The organism is Pseudomonas sp. S5F11, from assembly GCF_019641515.1.
In the GTDB taxonomy this organism is placed as follows: domain Bacteria; phylum Pseudomonadota; class Gammaproteobacteria; order Pseudomonadales; family Pseudomonadaceae; genus Aquipseudomonas; species Aquipseudomonas rhodesiae.
Genome location: NZ_JAIFJZ010000001.1, coordinates 2656039 through 2676024, shown reverse-complemented (window position 1 = coordinate 2676024; position 19986 = coordinate 2656039). Strand labels below are relative to the sequence as shown.

General features: G+C 56.8%; 12 protein-coding genes. 2 read left to right on the top strand and 10 right to left on the bottom strand.

Features of this window, described 5'->3' with window-relative positions:
- Nucleotides 1-3 precede the first annotated feature (3 nt).
- From K1567_RS12095 to K1567_RS12055, 9 genes are all read right to left on the bottom strand, one after another.
- Nucleotides 4-915 carry an ABC transporter permease subunit gene (locus K1567_RS12095; RefSeq protein WP_010213191.1) on the bottom strand — a complete coding sequence of 304 codons (912 nt, stop codon included), beginning with the start codon at nucleotides 913-915 and terminating at the stop codon, nucleotides 4-6.
- A 10-nt stretch (nucleotides 916-925) separates the two neighbouring features.
- Nucleotides 926-1936 (bottom strand): ABC transporter permease subunit, encoded by a 1011-nt coding sequence (locus K1567_RS12090; RefSeq protein ID WP_034095861.1) that lies wholly within the window; start codon nucleotides 1934-1936, stop codon nucleotides 926-928.
- A 76-nt stretch (nucleotides 1937-2012) separates the two neighbouring features.
- Nucleotides 2013-3611: an ABC transporter substrate-binding protein gene (locus tag K1567_RS12085; RefSeq protein ID WP_034136955.1), complete on the bottom strand. Its 1599-nt coding sequence runs from the start codon at nucleotides 3609-3611 to the stop codon at nucleotides 2013-2015.
- 80 nt (nucleotides 3612-3691) lie between these two features.
- Nucleotides 3692-5089: an OprD family outer membrane porin gene (locus tag K1567_RS12080; RefSeq protein ID WP_034095863.1), complete on the bottom strand. Its 1398-nt coding sequence runs from the start codon at nucleotides 5087-5089 to the stop codon at nucleotides 3692-3694.
- A gap of 170 nt (nucleotides 5090-5259) precedes the next feature.
- Nucleotides 5260-6804: an ABC transporter substrate-binding protein gene (locus K1567_RS12075; protein ID WP_371918485.1), complete on the bottom strand. Its 1545-nt coding sequence runs from the start codon at nucleotides 6802-6804 to the stop codon at nucleotides 5260-5262.
- A 364-nt stretch (nucleotides 6805-7168) separates the two neighbouring features.
- Entirely contained in the window at nucleotides 7169-8797 is a 1629-nt protein-coding gene (locus K1567_RS12070) for an ABC transporter substrate-binding protein (protein ID WP_220698524.1), read from the bottom strand.
- A gap of 258 nt (nucleotides 8798-9055) precedes the next feature.
- Entirely contained in the window at nucleotides 9056-10657 is a 1602-nt protein-coding gene (locus tag K1567_RS12065; protein ID WP_220698523.1) for an ABC transporter substrate-binding protein, read from the bottom strand.
- 110 nt (nucleotides 10658-10767) lie between these two features.
- Entirely contained in the window at nucleotides 10768-13365 is a 2598-nt protein-coding gene (locus tag K1567_RS12060) for a hypothetical protein (RefSeq protein ID WP_236238625.1), read from the bottom strand.
- A gap of 766 nt (nucleotides 13366-14131) precedes the next feature.
- Nucleotides 14132-14842: an SIMPL domain-containing protein gene (locus K1567_RS12055; protein WP_034111744.1), complete on the bottom strand. Its 711-nt coding sequence runs from the start codon at nucleotides 14840-14842 to the stop codon at nucleotides 14132-14134.
- Between the two features lie 204 nt (nucleotides 14843-15046).
- Here K1567_RS12055 and K1567_RS12050 point away from each other — a divergent pair, with 204 nt between their 5' ends.
- Nucleotides 15047-16309 carry an ATP-binding protein gene (locus tag K1567_RS12050; protein ID WP_034095868.1) on the top strand — a complete coding sequence of 421 codons (1263 nt, stop codon included), beginning with the start codon at nucleotides 15047-15049 and terminating at the stop codon, nucleotides 16307-16309.
- Nucleotides 16302-16862, top strand: coding sequence for a response regulator transcription factor (locus tag K1567_RS12045; protein WP_003171731.1), 561 nt, complete (start codon nucleotides 16302-16304; stop codon nucleotides 16860-16862). Before K1567_RS12050 ends, K1567_RS12045 begins: the two co-directional genes overlap by 8 nt.
- A 93-nt stretch (nucleotides 16863-16955) precedes the next feature.
- On the opposite strand, the gene K1567_RS12040 is transcribed toward K1567_RS12045, so the two are convergent.
- Nucleotides 16956-19742 (bottom strand): dermonecrotic toxin domain-containing protein, encoded by a 2787-nt coding sequence (locus K1567_RS12040; RefSeq protein WP_220698522.1) that lies wholly within the window; start codon nucleotides 19740-19742, stop codon nucleotides 16956-16958.
- Nucleotides 19743-19986 lie beyond the last annotated feature (244 nt).

The window sequence follows — 19986 nt, the reverse complement described above, 5'->3', positions numbered from 1 at the left end:
TCCTCAGGCGGCGTTCTTGAGTTTCGGGTCCAGCGCATCGCGCAGGCCGTCACCCATCAAGTTGATTGCCAGCACGCTGAGCAAAATGGTCAAACCAGGCAGGCTCACCACCCACCAGGCGCGTTCGATGTAGTCACGGGCCGAAGCCAGCATGGTGCCCCACTCCGGGGTCGGCGGTTGTACGCCAAGGCCGAGGAAGCCCAGCGCCGCGGCATCGAGGATCGCCGAGGAGAAACTCAAGGTGGCCTGCACGATCAGCGGCGCCATGCAGTTGGGCAGCACAGTGATGAACATCAGGCGCGGCAGACCGGCACCGGCCAGGCGCGCGGCAGTCACGTAGTCACGGTTCAACTCGCCCATCACCGCAGCACGGGTCAGACGCACGTAGGACGGCAGCGACACGATGGCGATAGCGATCACGGTGTTGATCAGGCCAGGGCCGAGGATGGCAACGATGGCCACGGCCAGCAGCAGCGACGGCAGGGCCAGCATGATGTCCATCAGACGCATGATGGTCGGGCCCAGCAGACGCGGGAAGAACCCGGCGAACAGACCCAGCAGGATGCCCGGGATCAGCGACATCACCACCGACGACAAACCGATCAGCAGCGACAGGCGCGAACCCTGGATCAGACGCGAGAGCAGGTCACGGCCCAGTTCGTCGGTGCCCAACAGAAACTGCATCTGCCCACCCTCCAGCCACGCCGGCGGGGTGAGCAGGAAGTCGCGGTATTGCTCGCTGGGGTTATGGGGCGCGACCCACGGGGCGAAGATCGCGCAGAACACGATCAGCAACATAAACAGCAGGCCGGCAACCGCGCCTTTGTTCTTGGAAAAGGCTTGCCAGAATTCTTTGTACGGGGACGGGTACAGCAGGCTTTGATCGACTGCTGACACTGGAGTAGGTGTGGTCATGGTCATGATCTCAGCGCTGGTGACGGATGCGTGGGTTGGCGAAGCCGTAGAGGATATCCACCACGAAGTTCACCAGGATCACCAGGCAGGCGATCAGCAGGATGCCGTTCTGCACCACCGGGTAGTCCCGCGCGCCAATGGCTTCGATCAGCCATTTGCCGATGCCGGGCCAGGAGAAGATGGTTTCGGTCAGCACAGCGCCGGCCAGCAGGGTGCCGACTTGCAGGCCCACTACGGTCAATACCGGGATCAGCGCGTTGCGCAGGCCGTGTACGAACACCACGCGTGTCGGCGACAGGCCCTTGGCCTTGGCGGTGCGGATGTAGTCTTCGCGCAGCACTTCGAGCATCGACGAACGGGTCATCCGCGCGATCACCGCCAGCGGAATGGTGCCGAGCACGATGGCCGGCAGGATCAGGTGGTGCAGGGCGTCGAAGAACGCGTCCGGCTCGTCAGCCAGCAGCGTGTCGATCAGCATGAAGCCGGTGCGCGGCTCGATGTCGTAGAGCAGGTCGATGCGCCCGGAAACCGGGGTCCAGCCCAGGCTCACCGAGAAGAACATGATCAGGATCAGGCCCCACCAGAAGATCGGCATCGAATAGCCCGCCAGGGAGATGCCCATCACCCCGTGGTCGAACAGGGATCCTCGCTTGAGTGCCGCGATTACCCCGGCCAACAGGCCCAGGACGCCGGCGAACAACAGGGCGGCCATGGACAGTTCCAGGGTCGCGGGGAAGAGGGCGGTGAACTCGGTCCACACGCTGGTACGGGTGCGCAGGGACTCACCAAGATCGCCCTGGGCGAGCTTGCCGACATAGTCCAGGTATTGCGCATACAGCGGCTTGTTAAGGCCAAGGCGTTCCATTGCCTGTGCGTGCATCTCGGGGTCGACGCGGCGTTCGCCCATCATGACTTCTACGGGGTCGCCGGGAATCATGCGTATCAACGCAAACGTCAGCAACGTGATGCCGAAGAACGTGGGGATCAATAACCCCAGTCGGCGGGCAATAAAACTAAACATCTTGTGGTGTACCTCAATCAGCCGGTTAGGCAGGTTCGGCACCGCCCATGTCGACGGTGCCGAGCGTTTTTCTTATTTACTTCACCTGGGTGGTGGCGAAGTTATTAGTCGTCAGAGGGCTTTGGGTAAAGCCTTCGACGTTCTTGCGCATGGCGGTAAACATTTTCGGGTAGGCCATGGGAATCCACGGTTGGTCTTTCTCGAAAACATCCAGGGCTTGTTCATAGAGTGCAGCGCGCTCAGCGGGTTCAGCGTCAGCGCGGGCCTTGTCGATCAAAGCCTGAAACTCTTTGTTACACCAGCGGGCGTAGTTTTCGCCGTTTTTCGCAGCATCGCAACTCAGGTTCGGCGTGAGGAAGTTATCCGGGTCGCCGTTATCGCCGGCCCAGCCCGCGGACACCATGTCATGCTCGCCAGCTTTGGCACGCTTGAGCATCTCGCCCCATTCCATGACTTTGATGTTCACTTTCAGGCCGATCTGCGCCAGGTCTGCCTGCATGCGCTGGGCGCCGAGCATCGGGTTGGGGTTCGTCGGGCCGCCGCCGTTACGGGTGAACAGGGTGAACTCGGTGCCTTCCGGTACGCCAGCTTCCTTGAGCAGGGCGCGGGCCTTGTCCAGGTCGCGCTCAGGGTTCTTCAACTTATTGTTGAAGCCCAGCAGGGTTGGTGGATACGGGCCGGTGGCGTCGATGGCGTTGCCTTTGCCATAGAGGGATTCGTTGTAGCCTTTCTTGTCGAACGCGATATTGATCGCGTGGCGCACCCGCGCGTCGCTCATGTACTTGTGGGTGGTGTTCAGGGCGGTGTACGCGGTGGTCATCGCCGCCAATTCCGCCACTTTCAGGTTTGGGTCGGCCTTCACGCTCGGCACGTCGTCGGGCTTGGGATACAGCGCGATCTGACATTCGTTGGCCTTGAGCTTTTGCAGGCGCACGTTGTTGTCGGTGGTGATCGCCAGGATCAGCGGATCGGCCGGCGGCTTGCCACGGAAGTACTCCGGGTTGGCCTTGAAGCGCACCTGGGCGTCCTTGGCGTAGCGGGTGAAGATGAACGGGCCGGTGCCGATCGGCTTGCTGTTCAGCTCATCGGTCTTGCCGGACTTGAGCAACTGGTCGGCGTATTCGGCGGAGTGAATCGAGGAGAACGCCATGGCCAGGTCGGCCAGGAATGGTGCTTCAGGACGGGTCAGGGTAAAGACGACGGTGTGATCGTCGGTTTTCTCTACGCTCTTGAGCAGTTCTTTGAAGCCCATGCTCTCGAAGTACGGGTAGCCCACGGTGGACTTGTTATGCCACGGGTGATTCGGGTCCAGCTGGCGCTTGAAGCTCCAGAGCACGTCGTCGGCATTCAGGTTGCGCGTGGGTTTGAAGTAATCGGTGGTGTGGAACTTGATGTCTTCACGCAGGTGGAAGGTGTAGGTCAGGCCATCGGCGCTGATTTCCGGCAGGTCCTTGGCCAGCGCGGGAACCACTTCGGTAGTACCGGGCTTGAAATCCACCAGACGGTTGAACACGGTTTCGGCCGCGGCGTCCGCGGTGACGGCGGTGGTGTACAGGACCGGGTCAAAACCCTCCGGGCTGGCTTCGGTGCAGACCACCAGGGGTTTGGCCGATACGCCGATAGCTGCGCTCAATAGCGCGGCGGCAACGGCAGCTTGTAGCGGGAGCATTTTCATTCAGAGCCCTCTGCAATCGATGGGACCAGACAAGCGTAGACGGCAGGCTCTTCCTGAGCCTGCCGTCTGCCTGGTGCTAATTAAAGAATGTTGAATGGGATGGTGGTGACCAGACGGAACTCTTTGATGCTGCCGTCCGCCTGGAACTCGCTGCCACGGTGCTCCACATAAGTCGCGCGCACGGTCGTGGCTTTGAGTGGGCCGCTTTGCAGGGCGTAAGAGGCGCCTACACCGTATTCCTGATGCTTCTCGCCGTCTTGGGACTGGATGCCGTCGTAGGCGAACTTGGCCCGGCCATTGTTGCCGGTGTAGTGAGTACCGTCGATACCCCAGCCGCGAGCCGAGTAGGCGTTGAATTTCAAGCCTGGTACACCGTACTCCGCCATGTTGATGGCGTAGGCGACCTGGAAGGACTTCTCGTTCGGGCCGTTGAAGTCCGAGGTCAGGGAGTTGGCCAGGTAGATGCCGTTGGTTTCGTGCAGGTAGTCGAAGTACTCGTTACCGTTCACTTGCTGGTAAGCGAAGGTCAGGCTGTGTGCCTGGTGAGTCAGGCCCAAGGACAGGGAGAAGGTATCGTTGTCGATTTCCCCCATCTCTTTTTTGCCTTCATCGACAGTCTTGTAGTAGTTGAAGCCGGTGGTCAGCCCCAGTTGCTGAGCGTCGCCCAATTCGTGGGTAGCGCCGAAGTAGTACTGGTTCCAGAAGTCCTTCACGTTGGCGGCGAAGAAGCTGGTTTTCAGGCTTTTCAGCGGCTGGTAGTTCACGCCCAGGGTCGATACTTTGTCGGTTTCCTGGGTGCCGTTGCCGTATTCGCTACGGAATTTCGACAGGCTTTGTTCGGTACGTGGCGAAACGCGATCGAAGATACCGCCCTGGAACGACAGGTTGCTGAACTCTTCGCTATTGAAGCTCACACCTTCGAAGCTCGATGGCAAAGCACGGTTGCCGATGGTGTCGACGATGCCGCTGCTGAAGTTCTGGCGACCTGCGGTCAAAGTGGTGTTGGACACGCGGAACTGCACGTTGGCCAGGCCCAGTTTGCTCCACTGATCTACGGCGTTGCCGTCGGAGTCGGCTAGGGTACGGTTGGAGCCGCCCTTGATGTCACGCTTGCTGCGATCCAAGACCAGCGCGTTGTAAACCGCTACTTCTGTCTTGACACCGACAGTGCCCTGGGTGAACCCCGAGCTAGCGTTAAGGATAGTGCCCTGCACCCAGTTGGTACGGTTGCGGTCGGTGCGAGTTTCGCCGTGTTTCTCGTAGGAGAAGGTGCCGCCACGGTATTTGCTTTCATGGGAGTACCAGTTACGCGTGGTGCCGCCCAGGCTGAAATCTTCGATAAAGCCTTTGGCTTCGCTTTGCGCGCTGGTGCCGGCCAATGTCGTCGGAACGAAGTCCTGGCTGGCCGGTTCTGCGTAGGCGGTGGCCGTGATGCTGCTGATGGCCATAGCCAGAAGCACTTTGCTGCTCAGTTTCATGGGTGGAGCTCCTTTGGTTCTCTTTTTTTATGCCGGTCTTTTTAGGTGAACCGGCTATTGGTGTGTAACTCGTTCAAGCTGTTGCAAACGTTTGCCGTAGGAAAAATCCCAATAAAAGGCTGCACGTTTGCAGCAGGGCAGCTTTCGCCCTGCGCAATCCGGTTATTTTCTTATGGGGTAATACTGACGCCCGAGAACACGTTGCGGCCGAAGGGGCTGACTTTGAACCCTTCGACTTTGACGCTTAACGGCTGGTTGACCGTCGAGTGGGCGACGGGCGTGATCGGCACCTGCTGCTTGAGCAGTTGCTGCGCCTGTTTGTATAGAACAGTCCTTTGTTCACGGTCGGTTACGACCTTGGCTTGCTTGATCAGCTTGTCGTACGCCGGGTCACACCACATCGAGTAGTTGTTCCCACCGATGGCGTCGCAGCTGTAGAGGGTGCCCAGCCAGTTGTCCGGGTCACCGTTGTCGCCGGTCCAGCCAATCAGGCTGACATCGTGCTCACCGTTCTTGGTGCGCTTGATGTATTCGCCCCACTCGTAGCTGACGATCTTGACCTTGAGGCCGATCTTGGCCCAGTCGCTTTGCAGCATCTCGGCCATCAGCTTGGCGTTGGGGTTGTACGGCCGTTGCACCGGCATCGCCCACAGGGTGATCTCGGTGCCTTCCTTCACGCCGGCGGCCTTGAGCAGTTCCTTGGCTTTTTCCGGGTTGTAGGCGGCGTCTTTGATGGTGTCGTCGTAGGACCATTGGGTCGGCGGCATTGCGTTGACCGCCAGTTGCCCGGCGCCCTGGTACACGGCATTGAGGATGCTTTGCTTGTTCACCGCCATGTCCAGGGCCTGGCGCACTTCAAGTTGGTCGAAGGGCTTGTGACGCACGTTGTAGGCGATGTAACCGAGGTTGAAACCCGGTTTGGTCAGCAATTGAAGGTTCGGGTCGGCCTTGAGCGCATCGACGTCCGCCGGACGCGGGTGCAGGGTTACTTGGCATTCGCCGGCCTTGAGTTTTTGCACGCGCACCGAGGCATCGGTGTTGATGGCGAAAATCAACTGGTCGAGCTTCACGCGGCTCGGGTCCCAGTATTGTTTGTTGGCCACGTAACGGATCTGCGAGTCTTTCTGGTAACGCTGGAATACGAACGGCCCGGTGCCGATCGGCTTCTGGTTGATGTCGCTGGGCTTGCCTTCTTTGAGCAATTGCTCGGCGTATTCGGCCGACAGAATCGAGGCGAAGCTCATGGCGATGTTTTGCACGAACGCAGCGTCCACCGTGTTCAGGGTCATCACTACGGTATACGGGTCGGTTTTCTCGACCTTGGCGATGTTCTTGTTCAGGCTCATCCCGTTGAAGTACGGAAACTCGGTGGGGTAGGCCTTGCGGAACGGATGATCCGGGTCAAGCATGCGGTTGAAGGTGAACAGCACGTCGTCGGCATTGAAGTCCCGCGTCGGCTTGAACTCCTTGTTGCTGTGAAATTTCACCCCTTCACGCAGATGGAAGGTGTAGGTCAGGCCATCTTCTGAAATATCCCACTTGGTCGCCAACCCAGGTACTACGTTGGTGGCGCCTTTCTCGAACTCGACCAAGCGGTTGTACAGCGGCTCGGCCGCGTCGTTGTCGGTGGCGGTGGTGTACTGCGCTGTATCGAACCCTGCGGGGCTGCCTTCGGAGCAGAACACCAGGCTCTTCTTGTCGGCGGCTTGGCCCATCGTGGCCACAGCCAGCAGGCTGGTGCCAAAAATTGCGGATAGAACGGTGGTATGGCGCATGACGATCCCGATCCTTGTTTGTAGTTGTCATCAGCGAGCAATCGCCCAGCCTTTCGGACTGGGAGACATCACTGATCCCACGCACAGCAAGTGCCTTTCCCATATAGCTACCGCTGCTGTCCTACGACGTTATGGGTCGCGGAGTTCGCAGTAAATGCGCCAAATCGGATTGACCTTGTAGGCAACGGAGTCGCGGACCGCAGTTCGTTGCTGTAGGACGCAACGGATGCGAGCGTGGTCTGTTTCCTACTGGTCTGGCGGATGCAATAACGGCGACGTTATGAAACGTCGCCGTCACTGGTTCTTACTTGCCGCTTACGCTCACGCCATAGAAGGAGTTCAAGCCAAACGGGCTGATCTTGAAGTCCTGTACGGTGTTACGCATGGGTTGATACACCGTCGAGTGCGCGATAGGTGTCATCGGGACTGCATCTTTGAGGATATGTTGCGCCTGCTTGTACAGCTCGGTGCGTTTAGCGACGTCGGAAGTGGCCTTGGCCTCTTTCACGATGCCGTCGAATTTCTTGTCACACCACTTGGAGAAGTTGTTACCGGCCAGCGAATCGCAGCCGAACAGCACGTTCAGCCAGTTGTCCGGGTCACCATTGTCGCCGCTCCAGCCAATGATCATGGCCTGGTTCTCGCCGCCTTTGGAGCGCTTGATGTACTCGCCCCACTCGTAGCTGGTGATCTTGACCTTCAGGCCGATCTTCGACCAATCGTTCTGCAGCATTTCTGCCATCAGTTTAGCGTTCGGGTTGTACGGACGCTGAACCGGCATGGCCCACAGCACGATCTCGGTCCCTTCCTTGACGCCGGCTTCCTTGAGCAGCGCCTTGGCTTTCTCAGGGTCGTACTTGGCGTCCTTGATGGTGGTGTCATAGGACCACTGGGTCGGCGGCATGGCGTTGACGGCCAGTTGGCCTGCGCCCTGGTAGACGGAGTCGATGATCTGCTGCTTGTTCACCGACATGTCCAGCGCCTGGCGTACGCGCAGGTCAGCCAGCGGGTTGGGCTGGTCGCTGCCTTTGACTTTGTCCATGACGTTGTAGGCCACGTAGCCCAGGTTGAAACCAGCCTGGTGCGGCAGTTTCAGGTCCTTGTCTTCGCCCAGCGCCTTGAGGTCGGCCGGACGTGGGAACAAGGTGATCTGGCATTCGTTTTTCTTGAGCTTCTGGATACGCACCGACGGGTCGGTGGTGATGGCGAAGATCAGGTTGTCGATCTTCACGTCTTCAGGCTTCCAGTAATCCTTGTTGCCGGTGTAACGGATGTTGGAGTCTTTCTGGTAGCTCTTGAACACGAACGGGCCAGTGCCGATCGGCTTCTGGTTGATTTCCGCTGGCTTGCCTTCTTTCAGCAGCTGGGCCGCGTATTCCGCCGACTGGATCGACGCGAAGCTCATGGCCAGGTTCTGGATGAATGCCGCGTCCACGGTGCCAAGGGTGAACTTGACGGTGTGGTCATCGACTTTCTCGATGTTCTTGATGTTGGTGTCCATCCCCATGTCCGTGAAATACGGGAACTCGGTGGGGTAGGCCTTACGGAATGGATCGTCTTTGTTGATCATCCGATTGAAGGTGAACAGTACGTCGTCAGCCGAGAATTCACGAGTGGGCTTGAAGTACGGGGTGGTGTGGAACTTGACGCCTTCGCGCAGATGGAAGGTGTAGGTCAGGCCATCCGGGGATACGTCCCAGCTGGTGGCCAGGCCAGGTACCACGGCGGTGCCGCCGCGTTCGAACTGGCTCAGACGGTTGAACATGGTTTCGGCCGAAGCATCGAAGTCTGTTCCGGTGGTGTACTGGCCTGGATCGAAACCGGCCGGGCTCCCTTCGGAGCAGAACACCAGGTTAGTCGCCGCATGGGCGAATGGGGCCGCGGCCATAAGGCCCGCGCTCACTAATAACGGAAGGACTGCGTGTTTAAGCATGTTGGCCTCATGATTTGTTGTCATTTTTGGTGGTGAGGGCGACCTCGTGAGTCGGCCTGCCGATACTTATGCAGGCGCCATACCCAATGCAAGACGTTGAGCGGTTGCAAGACGCAAAGAGTGGTACGAGCGTACAGGAATGTCGCAATTATGAAAGTTTTGACATGTTTGCGCCTGTTTTGAGGGTTTTTTCGGTGCGCGGCTTGCACCAAGAAAGGCCAACCGAGGCGTCTAGCGCACTCGATTGGGGCGTCACTGTTACTTCTCCAGACTCACGCCATAAAAGGGCGTGAGCCCAAAGGGGCTGATTTTGAAGTCTTTGACTTCCTTGCGCAGAGGTTGGAAAACCGTCGAGTTCGCAATAGGCGTTATAGGTACTTGTTCCTTAAGAATTTTTTGTGCCTGTTGATACCACTTGATGCGCTGCGCGCGGTCGTTGCTCACTTTGGCCTGCTGCACCAGTTTGTCGTACGCTGGGTTACACCATTTGGCGTAGTTGCTGCCCTTGACCGCGGCACAACTGTAGAGCACGCCGAGCCAGTTATCCGGGTCGCCGTTATCGCCGGTCCAGCCGTAAATCATCGCGTCGTGCTCGCCATTTTTGGCCCGTTTGATGTACTCGCCCCATTCGTAGCTGACGATATTGGCGTTGATGCCCACCTTGGCCCAATCCTGTTGAATCATCTGGGCCGACATGCGCGCGTTCGGGTTGGATGCGCGTTGTACGGTCATCGCCCACAGGTTGAGGGTGGTGCCGGGTGCAACCCCTGCTTCTTTTAGTAGCGCCTTGGCTTTGACCGGGTCGTAGGGCGCGTCCTTCAGCGATGGGTCATAAGACCACTGGGCCGGTGGCAGCGCGTTCTGCGCCAATTGTCCGGCACCTTGATACACCGCTTTGATAATCGCCTGCTTGTCGATGGCCATGTCCAGAGCCTGGCGCACTTTCAACTGATCCAACGGCGGATGCGTCACGTTGTAGGCCAGGAAGCCCAGGTTGAAACCGGCTTGTTGCAGCACGCGCAGATTCGGGTCCTGTTTCATCACCTCAATGTCGGCAGGGCGCGGATAGCCGCTGACCTGGCATTCGCCGGCCTTGAGTTTTTGCAGGCGCGAAGCGGCGTCGGGGGTAATCGCGAAGACCAGGTTGTCGAGCTTCACATCCTCGGGTTTCCAATACTGTTTATTGGCCACGTAGCGAATCTGCGAGTCCTTCTGATAACGCTTGAACACGAACGGCCCGGTGCCCACCGGCTTCTGGTTGATATCTTCGGCCTTGCCGTCTTTCAACAATTGGCCCGCGTACTCGGCCGATTGCACGGAGGCAAAGCTCATGGCCAGGTTCTGCACGAACGCGGCGTCGACGTTGTTCAGGCTGAAGCGCACGGTGTGCTCGTCGAGTTTGTCGACATGCTTGATCGTGGTGTTCAGGCCCATGTCGGTGAAGTACGGCGACTCGGAAGGATAGGCCTTGCGGAACGGGGTTTCGGCGTCCAACAGGCGGTTGAAGGTGAATAGCACGTCATCCGCGTTGAAATCACGAGTGGGTTTGAAGAAGTCAGTGGTGTGGAACTTGACGCCTTCTCGCAGGTGGAAGGTGTAGGTCAGGCCGTCGTTGGATACCTCCCAGCGGGTCGCTAACCCAGGCTCGACCTCAGTGCCGCCACGCTTGAACTGGGTCAGGCGATTGAACACGGTTTCGGCGGACGCATCAAAGTCGGTGCCACTGGTGTATTGGCTAGGGTCGAACCCGGCGGGGCTGGCTTCGGAGCAATAGACCAGAGTGCTGGCGGCCTGGACCATCGGCATAAAGGCCAGCAGGCCGGCGGCGAGGACGAGCGGTTTTAAGGCGATTCTTTCCATGTAGACCCCTGAAGTGGCAGGCGTATGAACGCTGCTCAAGCGTAACGGCGGTGACCGAGGTTACCGCCGTTCGGGGGATCAGGTAAGTGGGCTGTGTGGCGACACTTCGACTACCCGGCGACCGCTACTTCGATTTGAGTGGGCGCATCTTTGTCGATCGTGAACATACTATCCAGTTCATTGCCTTCCCGGATCGTGAAAGTTCTCTTGATGGTCACTTCCACCCCCGGAACGCGGTTGACATCGTTTTCCGGATTGGAGAGGTGCCCTTTGGACGTGATCTCGACTTTCGTTAGATTGTTGGACCGGTCGTGATAGATGTGAAACTGGGTGTCGTCAGCGCCAAAGTAGTAGCCATCCTGCAATACCGAACCGCCGTTCAACTCAATGGTGGCGGGGGCTATTGAGCCTTGATGGGCGACTTCGGAAATGCGTGCACGCAGGTCGTCATCCGGAATGGCGCTCTCAAACTGACTGAGCCGCGCTTGCCTGATACCTTCGGCCGAGTTCGCCGTGGCATCCAGTCGCAGGGTTTTGGTCAGTCCATTTTCTGTTGTGGTGACGGTGTAGGGGTTGCGGTTTATATCCAAAACAAAGTTGGGTGAGTATTCGTTGGGGCTGTGCTCCGTGGGCTGCGCCTTTTCACCCGCGCCAACGGAAAACTCAGTCTCGTCGACATTCCATAGAACCTTGAAGTTTGTTTTGGGCTGGCCTTCTTCAGCCTCAAAATTGGAAATGGCGAAGTCGTAGTGGGTTCCCGCGTTGGGTTTCAAGAATTCATCGACTCTTTCGGAACCTTTCATGGGGCTGCCTGTGTAATCGCGGAAATGACTGGCAAAGGAAGGTGGGGACTTCGGGTCATCGCTGGGGGTGGGTGACTGGTCGCGCGTCCAGGGCCAGCGGATACCTCCGCTTCCTTTGGCCGGTGTCCATTCGCCATTGCCCGAAGAGTGGACGGTCATCACAGGCCGTCTGGTTTCGGGGTCAATAATCTGCACGTAATTGTTGCTCAGCTTGAAATCCCCTCGGATCTCGTACACCTTTTTGATGCCTGTTGCGTCGGTGTAGCGGATCAACCAGCGGTCGGCGCCTGTGCTTGCATCCTTGATCTGATAAATGCCCTTGGCGTTGGGGACAGTGTTTTCAATCAAGTGCTCTCCATCCGGTACCGCGTGCTGGCTGATTTGTCCCGCTTGGCTGGGGCGCAGCCGGTTGCCGGGCGGTGTCTCATCCGGAACAACGATTTTACCGGTATTCGTTTTGGGCTTGGATGTGTAGACGAGTTCAAAGTCGTTTGTCTGCGGGTTTTTCTTCCATGCGTAATTTCTCGCGCTCGGAAGGCCACCGCCTTTGAGGACGTCACCCAGCCCGGCTTCTACAGCGACTGGAGCAATTTCATGGGCCAATTGCAGGCCTGAGAGGACCGCGGCCGCACCGCCTCCCACACGATCTTCTGCCGTCATCCCATCGAGGGCATCGTGGACGCCGAATACAATATTGCCGGTGTTACCAATGATGGGGACGTAGCCGAACGTATTGCCCCAAAAGTCTTTCGCGGACTTCCAGTCTTGCTGTGAGGAGCCGAATACTTCCGTCTGATCGGACCATAACGCATTCTTGGCATTGACCGCCTGATAGTGGGAGGCAACGCCGTTGTTCAAATTGCCAAACTTCAACTGGTAATCGCCACCGCGGGCGCGTGTGTAGTTGAATAGTTGCGCAGCCGGTATTTGCTCATCCGAGAGCAAGTTGTGGTATCCGGGGAAGTAAGCCTTTTCACCTGAGATCAGCGTATCGAGCACATACTTCGCACTGGGCCAGTGGGCATCCTTGCCGCCTTGCGTATCTCCGGTATTAAAACGATTCAGTAAAGTGGAGTAGTTGTCTTTGGCCCAACGCGCAAAGTCTGCATCGCCATGTAGCTCGCGGACGGAACCATTCTTGATATCGATCATTAATCCCTGGTTGGGCCGGTGTTCATAATTTCCATCGTAAGGAGTGTAGGGAATAAAGGCATACCCGGACATTGGATAGCCATACACATTTGGAATGATGACCTGCGAGTTTTTATCCAGCGTACGCGCTACCGCTTGTTGTCCTGCATGGCTCAGTTTTTGAAAGCTTTCCGTGTTATTGCGCAGGCTTTGCAAGGTGCCTTTTACAGCATAGGCATCCGCTTCTCCGGAGATGGCTGCCAAGGGGCCGGAAGGGTCGCGCATAGGTTTTGAAACTTCATTTTCCCAATGGTTTTGCAGGCTTCTACCCACCGTCTCCAGGTCGTTGATCTTGCTCTGATCCTTCGACGCTATTTCCATAAAGTTGAAGTTGATAGGACCGCCCCGTTGGACTCTATCGTGTGCTAAAGCACCCGCGGCAATTTCCCATGCGAAGTAGGTGCGCTGCGATGTGCTGATCAGGGTTTCCGGCTTTCCCTTTCCCGTATAGGCAGAGAACGTCACTGTGAATTGTTCGTGCGGGTCGTATCCGGCGGCCAATAAACCACCGCTGAAGTAGCCTGCGGGCTCCATGAACATGCGGGCGTTCTGGAACCTGACGCTGCTTTCACCTGGGCGAATACTGGGTATATTTCCAAGCAGCATCTGAACGCGAACGGAATAGTCTTTGATGCGCTGCTCGCGCTCTTTCAGGGTGTAGCCAGCCGAAGGCGCAGAGACAGCACTGAAGCCATAAATCACGTTTTCTTGCACGGTTGTTTCAGGATGACTGGCCGTGGCTGGACCTGGCGCTTGCGATGAGCGGCTTTTGTCTTGCTCGCTGGTCGTGCGTTGAGAGGACGGGGGGCTGATTGCAGGGGCATGAGGCCTGTGTACGGTCGGTGGACTCACAACTGACTGTATGTTCATTAAAGGCTCACTTTATTCGTGGGGGCGTGATGGCATCGGTGTGCCGGCTGCTTTATCAACTGCGAGTATCTTGAGGCTGGGTCAGATCACATGTTCTGTCGTCTTCATTGGATTCACTTTCGCAATCCCATCATCCCTATGAGCGCTCGAATAAAGTTGCCTCTATGCCTGTCTGTCAGACATAGACGTTGCACCGCTCTCCTGACGGTGCTTGGTGACCCTGTCCTTGGATTTAATTTCTTCACTGAAGTGTTTTGCGTTTGTGCTTCAGGTGCTCTGTGCTGGAATAGCGAGTGGCATGAAAAACTCCTTTGAGGGTGGTCGATCAACTGGCCGCTGAGTTGGATTCAGCCTCGCTTAACTATGTGGCGGCGCGTAGAGGAGTGGTTCAACTTTTATGGATGGGCAGTGATGTTAGCCTGACAATATAAGTAAAGGCCTACTGGGTTCTGGGTGTGAGCTGCGCTGCTCATCAGCTTGTTTAATAACGCTGAGTTTATTGACGGAGGGTTTGTCTGGCGTGTTCGCTGAACGATATGCCATGGATAAAACGGCAGGCCAAAAAAACGGCCCAGCTATCAGGCTGGGCCGTTTTTGTGGATTGCAACAGTTACTGCAAGACTTCGATCACTCCATCTGCGCTCATGTTGACCTGGCTGGTACCGGCCTCGACTTGCGGCGTCGGAGCCGAATCCATCGCCGCGGCTTTCATCATCATCCCGCCTCGTTCGTAGGGTTGTGGATAACCATTGGTGTTGAAGTTCAGGTTGACGATTTTGTAGCCCTTGCCACCTAGCGCATCGGTGACCAGTTGCGCGCGCGCTTTGAACGCCACGACCGCGTCCTTGAGCAGAGCGTCTTCGCTGGCCTTGCGGGTGGCGTCGGCGATGGCGAAGTTCATGCTGTCCATTTTCAGGGTGTTCAGCAACTCGCCCGTCAGTTTGGACAGCGCCGGGAAATCCGCACTTTCCAGGCGCAGCTCGGCGCGCTCGCGCCAGCCGGTGATTTTCTGGTTCTTGTCGTCGTAGATCGGGTAGCTGTTACGACTGCCTTGACGCAGAGTGACGGCCTTGACTTCGCGGGCTTGGCCCAACGCTGTGTTCAAGGTAGTGGTGATGTCGGCTGCGAGTTTGGCGGGGTCGGCGTTTTGAGCTTCGGTGTAAAGGGTCACGATCATCTTGTCGCGGGCTACTTCCTGGCTGGCCTCCGCGCGCAGGGATATCTGGTTGTAGTGCAGTTCATCGGCCGCCATCGCCGAAAGGCTGGCCAGGGTGCTGGCGCTAAGGGTTAGAACGGCGGCGCTGCGAATGAAACGAGACATAAAAGCTCCTTGGGTTGATCCTGTGGATATGACTGTAGACGTTGATGTCGGGTTCTTCGGGTTTACACATTCCCTACAGGTTGTCGTGTGGGCGACGAACGGTCATTCAGCGCGCCTGCGTCAAAGAGCCACACGCGCCGTGCCAGCCGGTCTGCTTCGTTTATACTCCTGCCGATCCGCCTGCAGCACTCATCGGGAGAGCTCATGCTCGCCGCCGTAAAACTGACTTCCGCCACTCGCCAGAACCTCTGGCGCCTGACGTTCATCCGCATCCTGGTACTGGCCGCTCAGGCCGGCTCGGTCGGGCTTGCCTATTGGTTCGATCTGCTGCCGCTGCCGTGGCTGCAACTGGGCGTGACGTTGGGTTTTTCCACCGTGCTCTGTGTGTTTACCGCCATCCGGCTGCGCACCACCTGGCCGGTGACCGAGCTGGAGTACGCCCTGCAACTGGCCTGTGATCTGTTTATCCACAGTGTGTTGCTTTACTTCTCCGGCGGTTCCACCAACCCCTTCGTTTCGTATTACCTGGTGCCTCTGACCATCGCCGCCGTGACCTTGCCGTGGCGCTACTCGGTGGTGCTGTCCGGGATCGCGCTGACCCTCTATACCCTGTTGCTGGCTCAGTTCTATCCGTTGCAGACGTTCCCTATCGCTCGGGAAAACCTGCAGATTTACGGGATGTGGCTGAGCTTTGCCCTGTCGGCCGCCGTGATCACTTTCTTTGCCGCGCGCATGGCCGAAGAACTGCGCCGGCAGGAAGAACTGCGCGCCATTCGCCGTGAAGAAGGCTTGCGCGACCAGCAATTGCTGGCCGTGGCCACTCAAGCGGCCGGCGCGGCTCACGAATTGGGCACGCCGCTGGCGACCATGAGCGTGCTGCTCAACGAGATGACCCAGGACCATCACGACCCGGCGCTCCAAGAGGATCTCGGCGTGCTGCGCGAACAGGTCAAGCAGTGCAAGCAAACCTTGCAGCAACTGGTACGCGCCGCCGAAGCCAACCGCCGCCTGGCGGTGGAGATGCAGGACGTGACCCAGTGGCTCGACGAAGCCCTGAACCGTTGGCACCTGATGCGCCCCGAGGCCAGTTACCGATTCCATCTACTGGGCCAGGGCCCGGTGCCGCGCATGGCGCCGCCGCCGGACTTGACCCAGGCGCTGCTCAACCTGTTGAACAATGCCGCTGATGCCTGCCCCGAAGGCCTCGAAGTGCAGTTGGACTGGGACACGGAAAACCTCACCATCAGCATTCGCGACCACGGCGCGGGCGTGCCGTTGGCCATTGCCGAGCAGATCGGCAAACCGTTTTTTACCACCAAGGGCAAGGGCTTCGGCCTCGGTCTGTTTTTGAGCAAGGCCAGCGTGACCCGCGCCGGTGGCTCAGTGAAGCTCTATAGTCATGAGGACGGCGGCACGCTCACCGAGCTGCGCCTGCCCCGTGTCGCACGAGGAGATATCGATGAGTGATGAGATCCAAGTCGAAGGCGAAGAACTGCCGCACCTGCTGCTGGTAGATGACGACGCCACATTTACCCGCGTGATGGCGCGCGCCATGAGCCGTCGCGGTTTTCGCGTAAGCACCGCCGGTTCCGCCGAAGAGGGCCTGACCATCGCCCAGGCCGACCTGCCGGACTACGCCGCGCTCGACCTGAAAATGGACGGCGACTCCGGCCTGGTGCTGCTGCCCAAATTGCTGGAATTGGACCCGGAAATGCGCGTGGTCATTCTCACCGGTTACTCCAGCATCGCCACGGCGGTCGAGGCTATCAAGCGCGGTGCCTGCAATTACCTGTGCAAGCCGGCGGACGCCGACGACGTGCTCGCCGCGTTACTGTCCGAACATGCCGACCTCGACACCCTGGTGCCGGAAAACCCGATGTCGGTGGACCGCTTGCAGTGGGAGCATATCCAGCGCGTACTCACCGAGCACGAAGGCAATATCTCCGCCACCGCCCGTGCTCTGGGCATGCATCGCCGGACGTTGCAGCGCAAGCTGCAGAAGCGTCCGGTACGACGTTAAACGGCGACTGAATAATCTCAATGGGGCCTGCCGAGCTTACGTAAGAAGAGTTGAGCAGGCCTCCCAGCTTTTGCTTGGGATTACAGCGTGCCCTTATATAGGGCGATTGAATAAATCGATGGGGTTTACGGTTCCGCTGTTCATGTAAAAGTCGGCATCCCTGAAGGTGCTGACGTCGAATACGGGCATTGACGATTGGTACCCGACAGGCTTGAACGTGCGTCCTACCTGTCCACTGTTCAATAAGCTTTCCAAGCCTTTTTCCATGGACTCTTTAGAGGGGAACTTTGCGAGCCCGAAATTTGGGTCATAGAGAAAAAATAGCTTGTTGTTGTTTTCTATTTTTACGCCGGCAATGATGCCGTGGGCCTTGTCGCTGATTTTTAATGTAGTTGACTGAGTGGCATTAGCCAGTTCGTCAATAATATCTTTGTAGGTGATTTTCCTGACGGGCTGGCCACCATGGTATTTGAGGGCGATGCTTTCATGAAGCTGGCTAAGCTTTTTTCGAAACGCTATAGATTCAGGGGTCTCTGAGCCCGTCGCGGCTTTAAATAAATTATCAAGGAATATGTCCTCTTTACCGTACTGCATCGCCAACGCCATTGTGCTAGACATCGCTGCACATTCACCGTTTGTGAGCGCGTCAATGTTACTTAAGTAAAAGCCCTGAGGCATGCCCCTTACGGTACCACCAGCCGCCTCCGTTTCACGCTTGAAGACCAAGAAATGTTCCAGGCCCTTAGTTGCGCGGCGCTTTTCAAGTGTCCTGATCAAAGTGCCAACCTCTTCCGCTGTTCGTTCGGGTTTCATGGCGAATTCTTTTATTTCGACGCTGGACATGTTTTGGGAATAACCTTTTATATTTTCCGGCTTGCCCTGGCTATAACCCCGTTCATATTCTGCGGCTTTTGGGCCGTTTTTTATGTCGTCAACTTTTAATCTGAGTTTTTTGTTAAGGTAGCGATCTGGAGTCGTTTCGCTAGAACCGAACCAGTCGGTCCATGAGCCGCCTAGCGGGTTTCCTTCTGGTTTGGGAGCGGGAGAGTCCGGTTTCTCGGTCGGTGCCGTTGTTGGATCTGGCTTGGTGTTCGTCGGTGCGGGCACGCTATCGCCGGCGTGTTTTTCCAGCGCTTTTCCTGCTTTCCCGGCAATCCTTGGCACTACCACGGCGGCTGCGTTAAAGAGGCCGAAAACGATTCTGTCCGTACCTTCTGATTTACCGTGTATTTTGTCGTCTATCCCGACGCCTGCCGTTATTGCTCCATCGGCTAGGTAAAATGCATCCAATGCCAATGCGAGTTCCGGCACCACCAGCGACAGCGGGGTAAGAAACAATGCAGCTTTTGCAGCTTTTTCCAAGCCATTAAGGATATTGGTCTTGGTCACGTCACGGTCAGAGGTGATTTTGACCGAAGCGTCTGCATAAGACCGGTCTAGTTGGCGTTTCGTGATTTCTTCAAACGGCAGGTTGTTTGGTTCAGTTGTAATGTATTCTTGCGGGTCCCACTTGCCGCTAAATGCTCTATGGTCATAGGAAAGCAACCCGCCTGGGCTACTGCGTTCTTTTGGCCATGTGCCTAGACCTGCCAGTGTCTCGTCTATTCCGGCCCGTGCCCAGCCGTTAGGCTTATCCTTGAGTGGAAAATGTGTGGCCATTGCGTCGCGTTTGAGCGGATCGGCCATTTGTGCAGCCAACCATGTCTTCATTTCTTCGGGGCTATTGAAGCTATGAATGGGGGACGAATTTCCCGGTATATAAAGAAGTGTGAGTGGTGGGATCTTATTGCCGTTGGCATCGAACTTGACCTTCTTGTCGGTAATGTACATAAGGTCCGTGGATTGATATTCACCTATTTTAAGCAGACCAACTTCAATGTTTGGATCCTTAGGTGGGTTTTTCTGAAGTTGTTCATATTGTATATCAGGCCATGAATCCTGATTTCCGGGTAGGCCGGCTGCCCGCATGACCAGATCTCTGCCCTCCTTAGTCAGACTTCCCTCCTGGTGTTGTGCCATCGCTGATTTAACAAACGACGCTTTGGCCAATACTGGATATTTTTCTCTATGGCTGTTCCAGAACTGATCCAGAAATTCTGTGTAGGGTTTTTGAAAGTCGGCCTGCCAGATAAGCTTTCTAAATTCTTTTGGAGTTATCGAGCTTTGGTTAGATGCGTTGTATGTTTGCGCCGGAGAGCCAGCCTCCTCTGAATAGATACCTTCGTAGCTATGGGTGACGTCGGCGCTTTTGTTATAGGGGTCAAAGCGACTTGGAAAATCAAAGATTCCCGGTCTGATAGTTGGTAGGCTGTCCTGGATTTTAACATTTGGGCCGCCCTCGAAGAATGGAACGCTATAGCCTTTTCCTTCCGGCGTATCTTGCGAGTTCTTGATGAGTGCCTGAGTCAAAGAAATACGTTGGGTGATTTTCGCCGGATAAGGCTCTTTTCCCGTACTGTTGTAATCGTAAGTGACGAGATAAGTGTTATCGGGATCAATATCCCATTTTTTTTTCTTGGCGGGGTCCGGTTCCTGCGCTTTCATTTGCGCAAATTTTTCTTTGAGAAAGTCGGACGCTTCCTGCTCGATGCTTTTGTATGATTTGGAGATTTCTTTAGCCACGGGGTCAACGTTGATGTTGAGACCAATGTTGACGGGGGGCGCTTGTTTATCAGTATTCTCGACCTTTTTACCTGGATTGGGATCGATGGTGATTTCGGTATAACCACCCCCTTTTGATGCCGGGAGCGGGGTGACCTCCACCTCTAACTGCTGATCTTTCGGCGCGTTATCGCTGATGGCGCGTTTATTGCGCCGTGTATTGTGCTGATCTTCGGTTGCGTAATGTGCGGGAGTCGAAAAGCCAGGGCTGATTTTCATTAATGACTACTCGGTACATAGGGTAAATAGGCGGACATGTGATCGTCCGCTTGTGTGGCCACTGGCGTAGGATCAGTTCCAGCATATGAGTAGGCATCTCCGGGCTTCGATATCAGCTAAGTTGCAGGCCTTACCGCTTGCTTGGTCAGCACTTGAGTTTGAAAGCGCCCGTTACGACGTTGAACGGCGACTGAACAATCTGCTTCGGGCTGCACCAAGGCTGGGCTGATCACTTATGATCAGC

Excerpts from the sequence above, each read along its gene's own strand:
- K1567_RS12095 (WP_010213191.1), bottom strand. The coding sequence starts at position 915 with ATGACCACACCTACTCCAGTGTCAGCAGTCGATCAAAGCCTGCTGTAC.
- K1567_RS12090 (WP_034095861.1), bottom strand. The coding sequence starts at position 1,936 with ATGTTTAGTTTTATTGCCCGCCGACTGGGGTTATTGATCCCCACGTTC.
- K1567_RS12085 (WP_034136955.1), bottom strand. The coding sequence starts at position 3,611 with ATGAAAATGCTCCCGCTACAAGCTGCCGTTGCCGCCGCGCTATTGAGC.
- K1567_RS12080 (WP_034095863.1), bottom strand. The coding sequence starts at position 5,089 with ATGAAACTGAGCAGCAAAGTGCTTCTGGCTATGGCCATCAGCAGCATC.
- K1567_RS12075 (WP_371918485.1), bottom strand. The coding sequence starts at position 6,804 with ATGGGCCAAGCCGCCGACAAGAAGAGCCTGGTGTTCTGCTCCGAAGGC.
- K1567_RS12070 (WP_220698524.1), bottom strand. The coding sequence starts at position 8,797 with ATGCTTAAACACGCAGTCCTTCCGTTATTAGTGAGCGCGGGCCTTATG.
- K1567_RS12065 (WP_220698523.1), bottom strand. The coding sequence starts at position 10,657 with ATGGAAAGAATCGCCTTAAAACCGCTCGTCCTCGCCGCCGGCCTGCTG.
- K1567_RS12055 (WP_034111744.1), bottom strand. The coding sequence starts at position 14,842 with ATGTCTCGTTTCATTCGCAGCGCCGCCGTTCTAACCCTTAGCGCCAGC.
- K1567_RS12050 (WP_034095868.1), top strand. The coding sequence starts at position 15,047 with ATGCTCGCCGCCGTAAAACTGACTTCCGCCACTCGCCAGAACCTCTGG.
- K1567_RS12045 (WP_003171731.1), top strand. The coding sequence starts at position 16,302 with ATGAGTGATGAGATCCAAGTCGAAGGCGAAGAACTGCCGCACCTGCTG.
- K1567_RS12040 (WP_220698522.1), bottom strand. The coding sequence starts at position 19,742 with ATGAAAATCAGCCCTGGCTTTTCGACTCCCGCACATTACGCAACCGAA.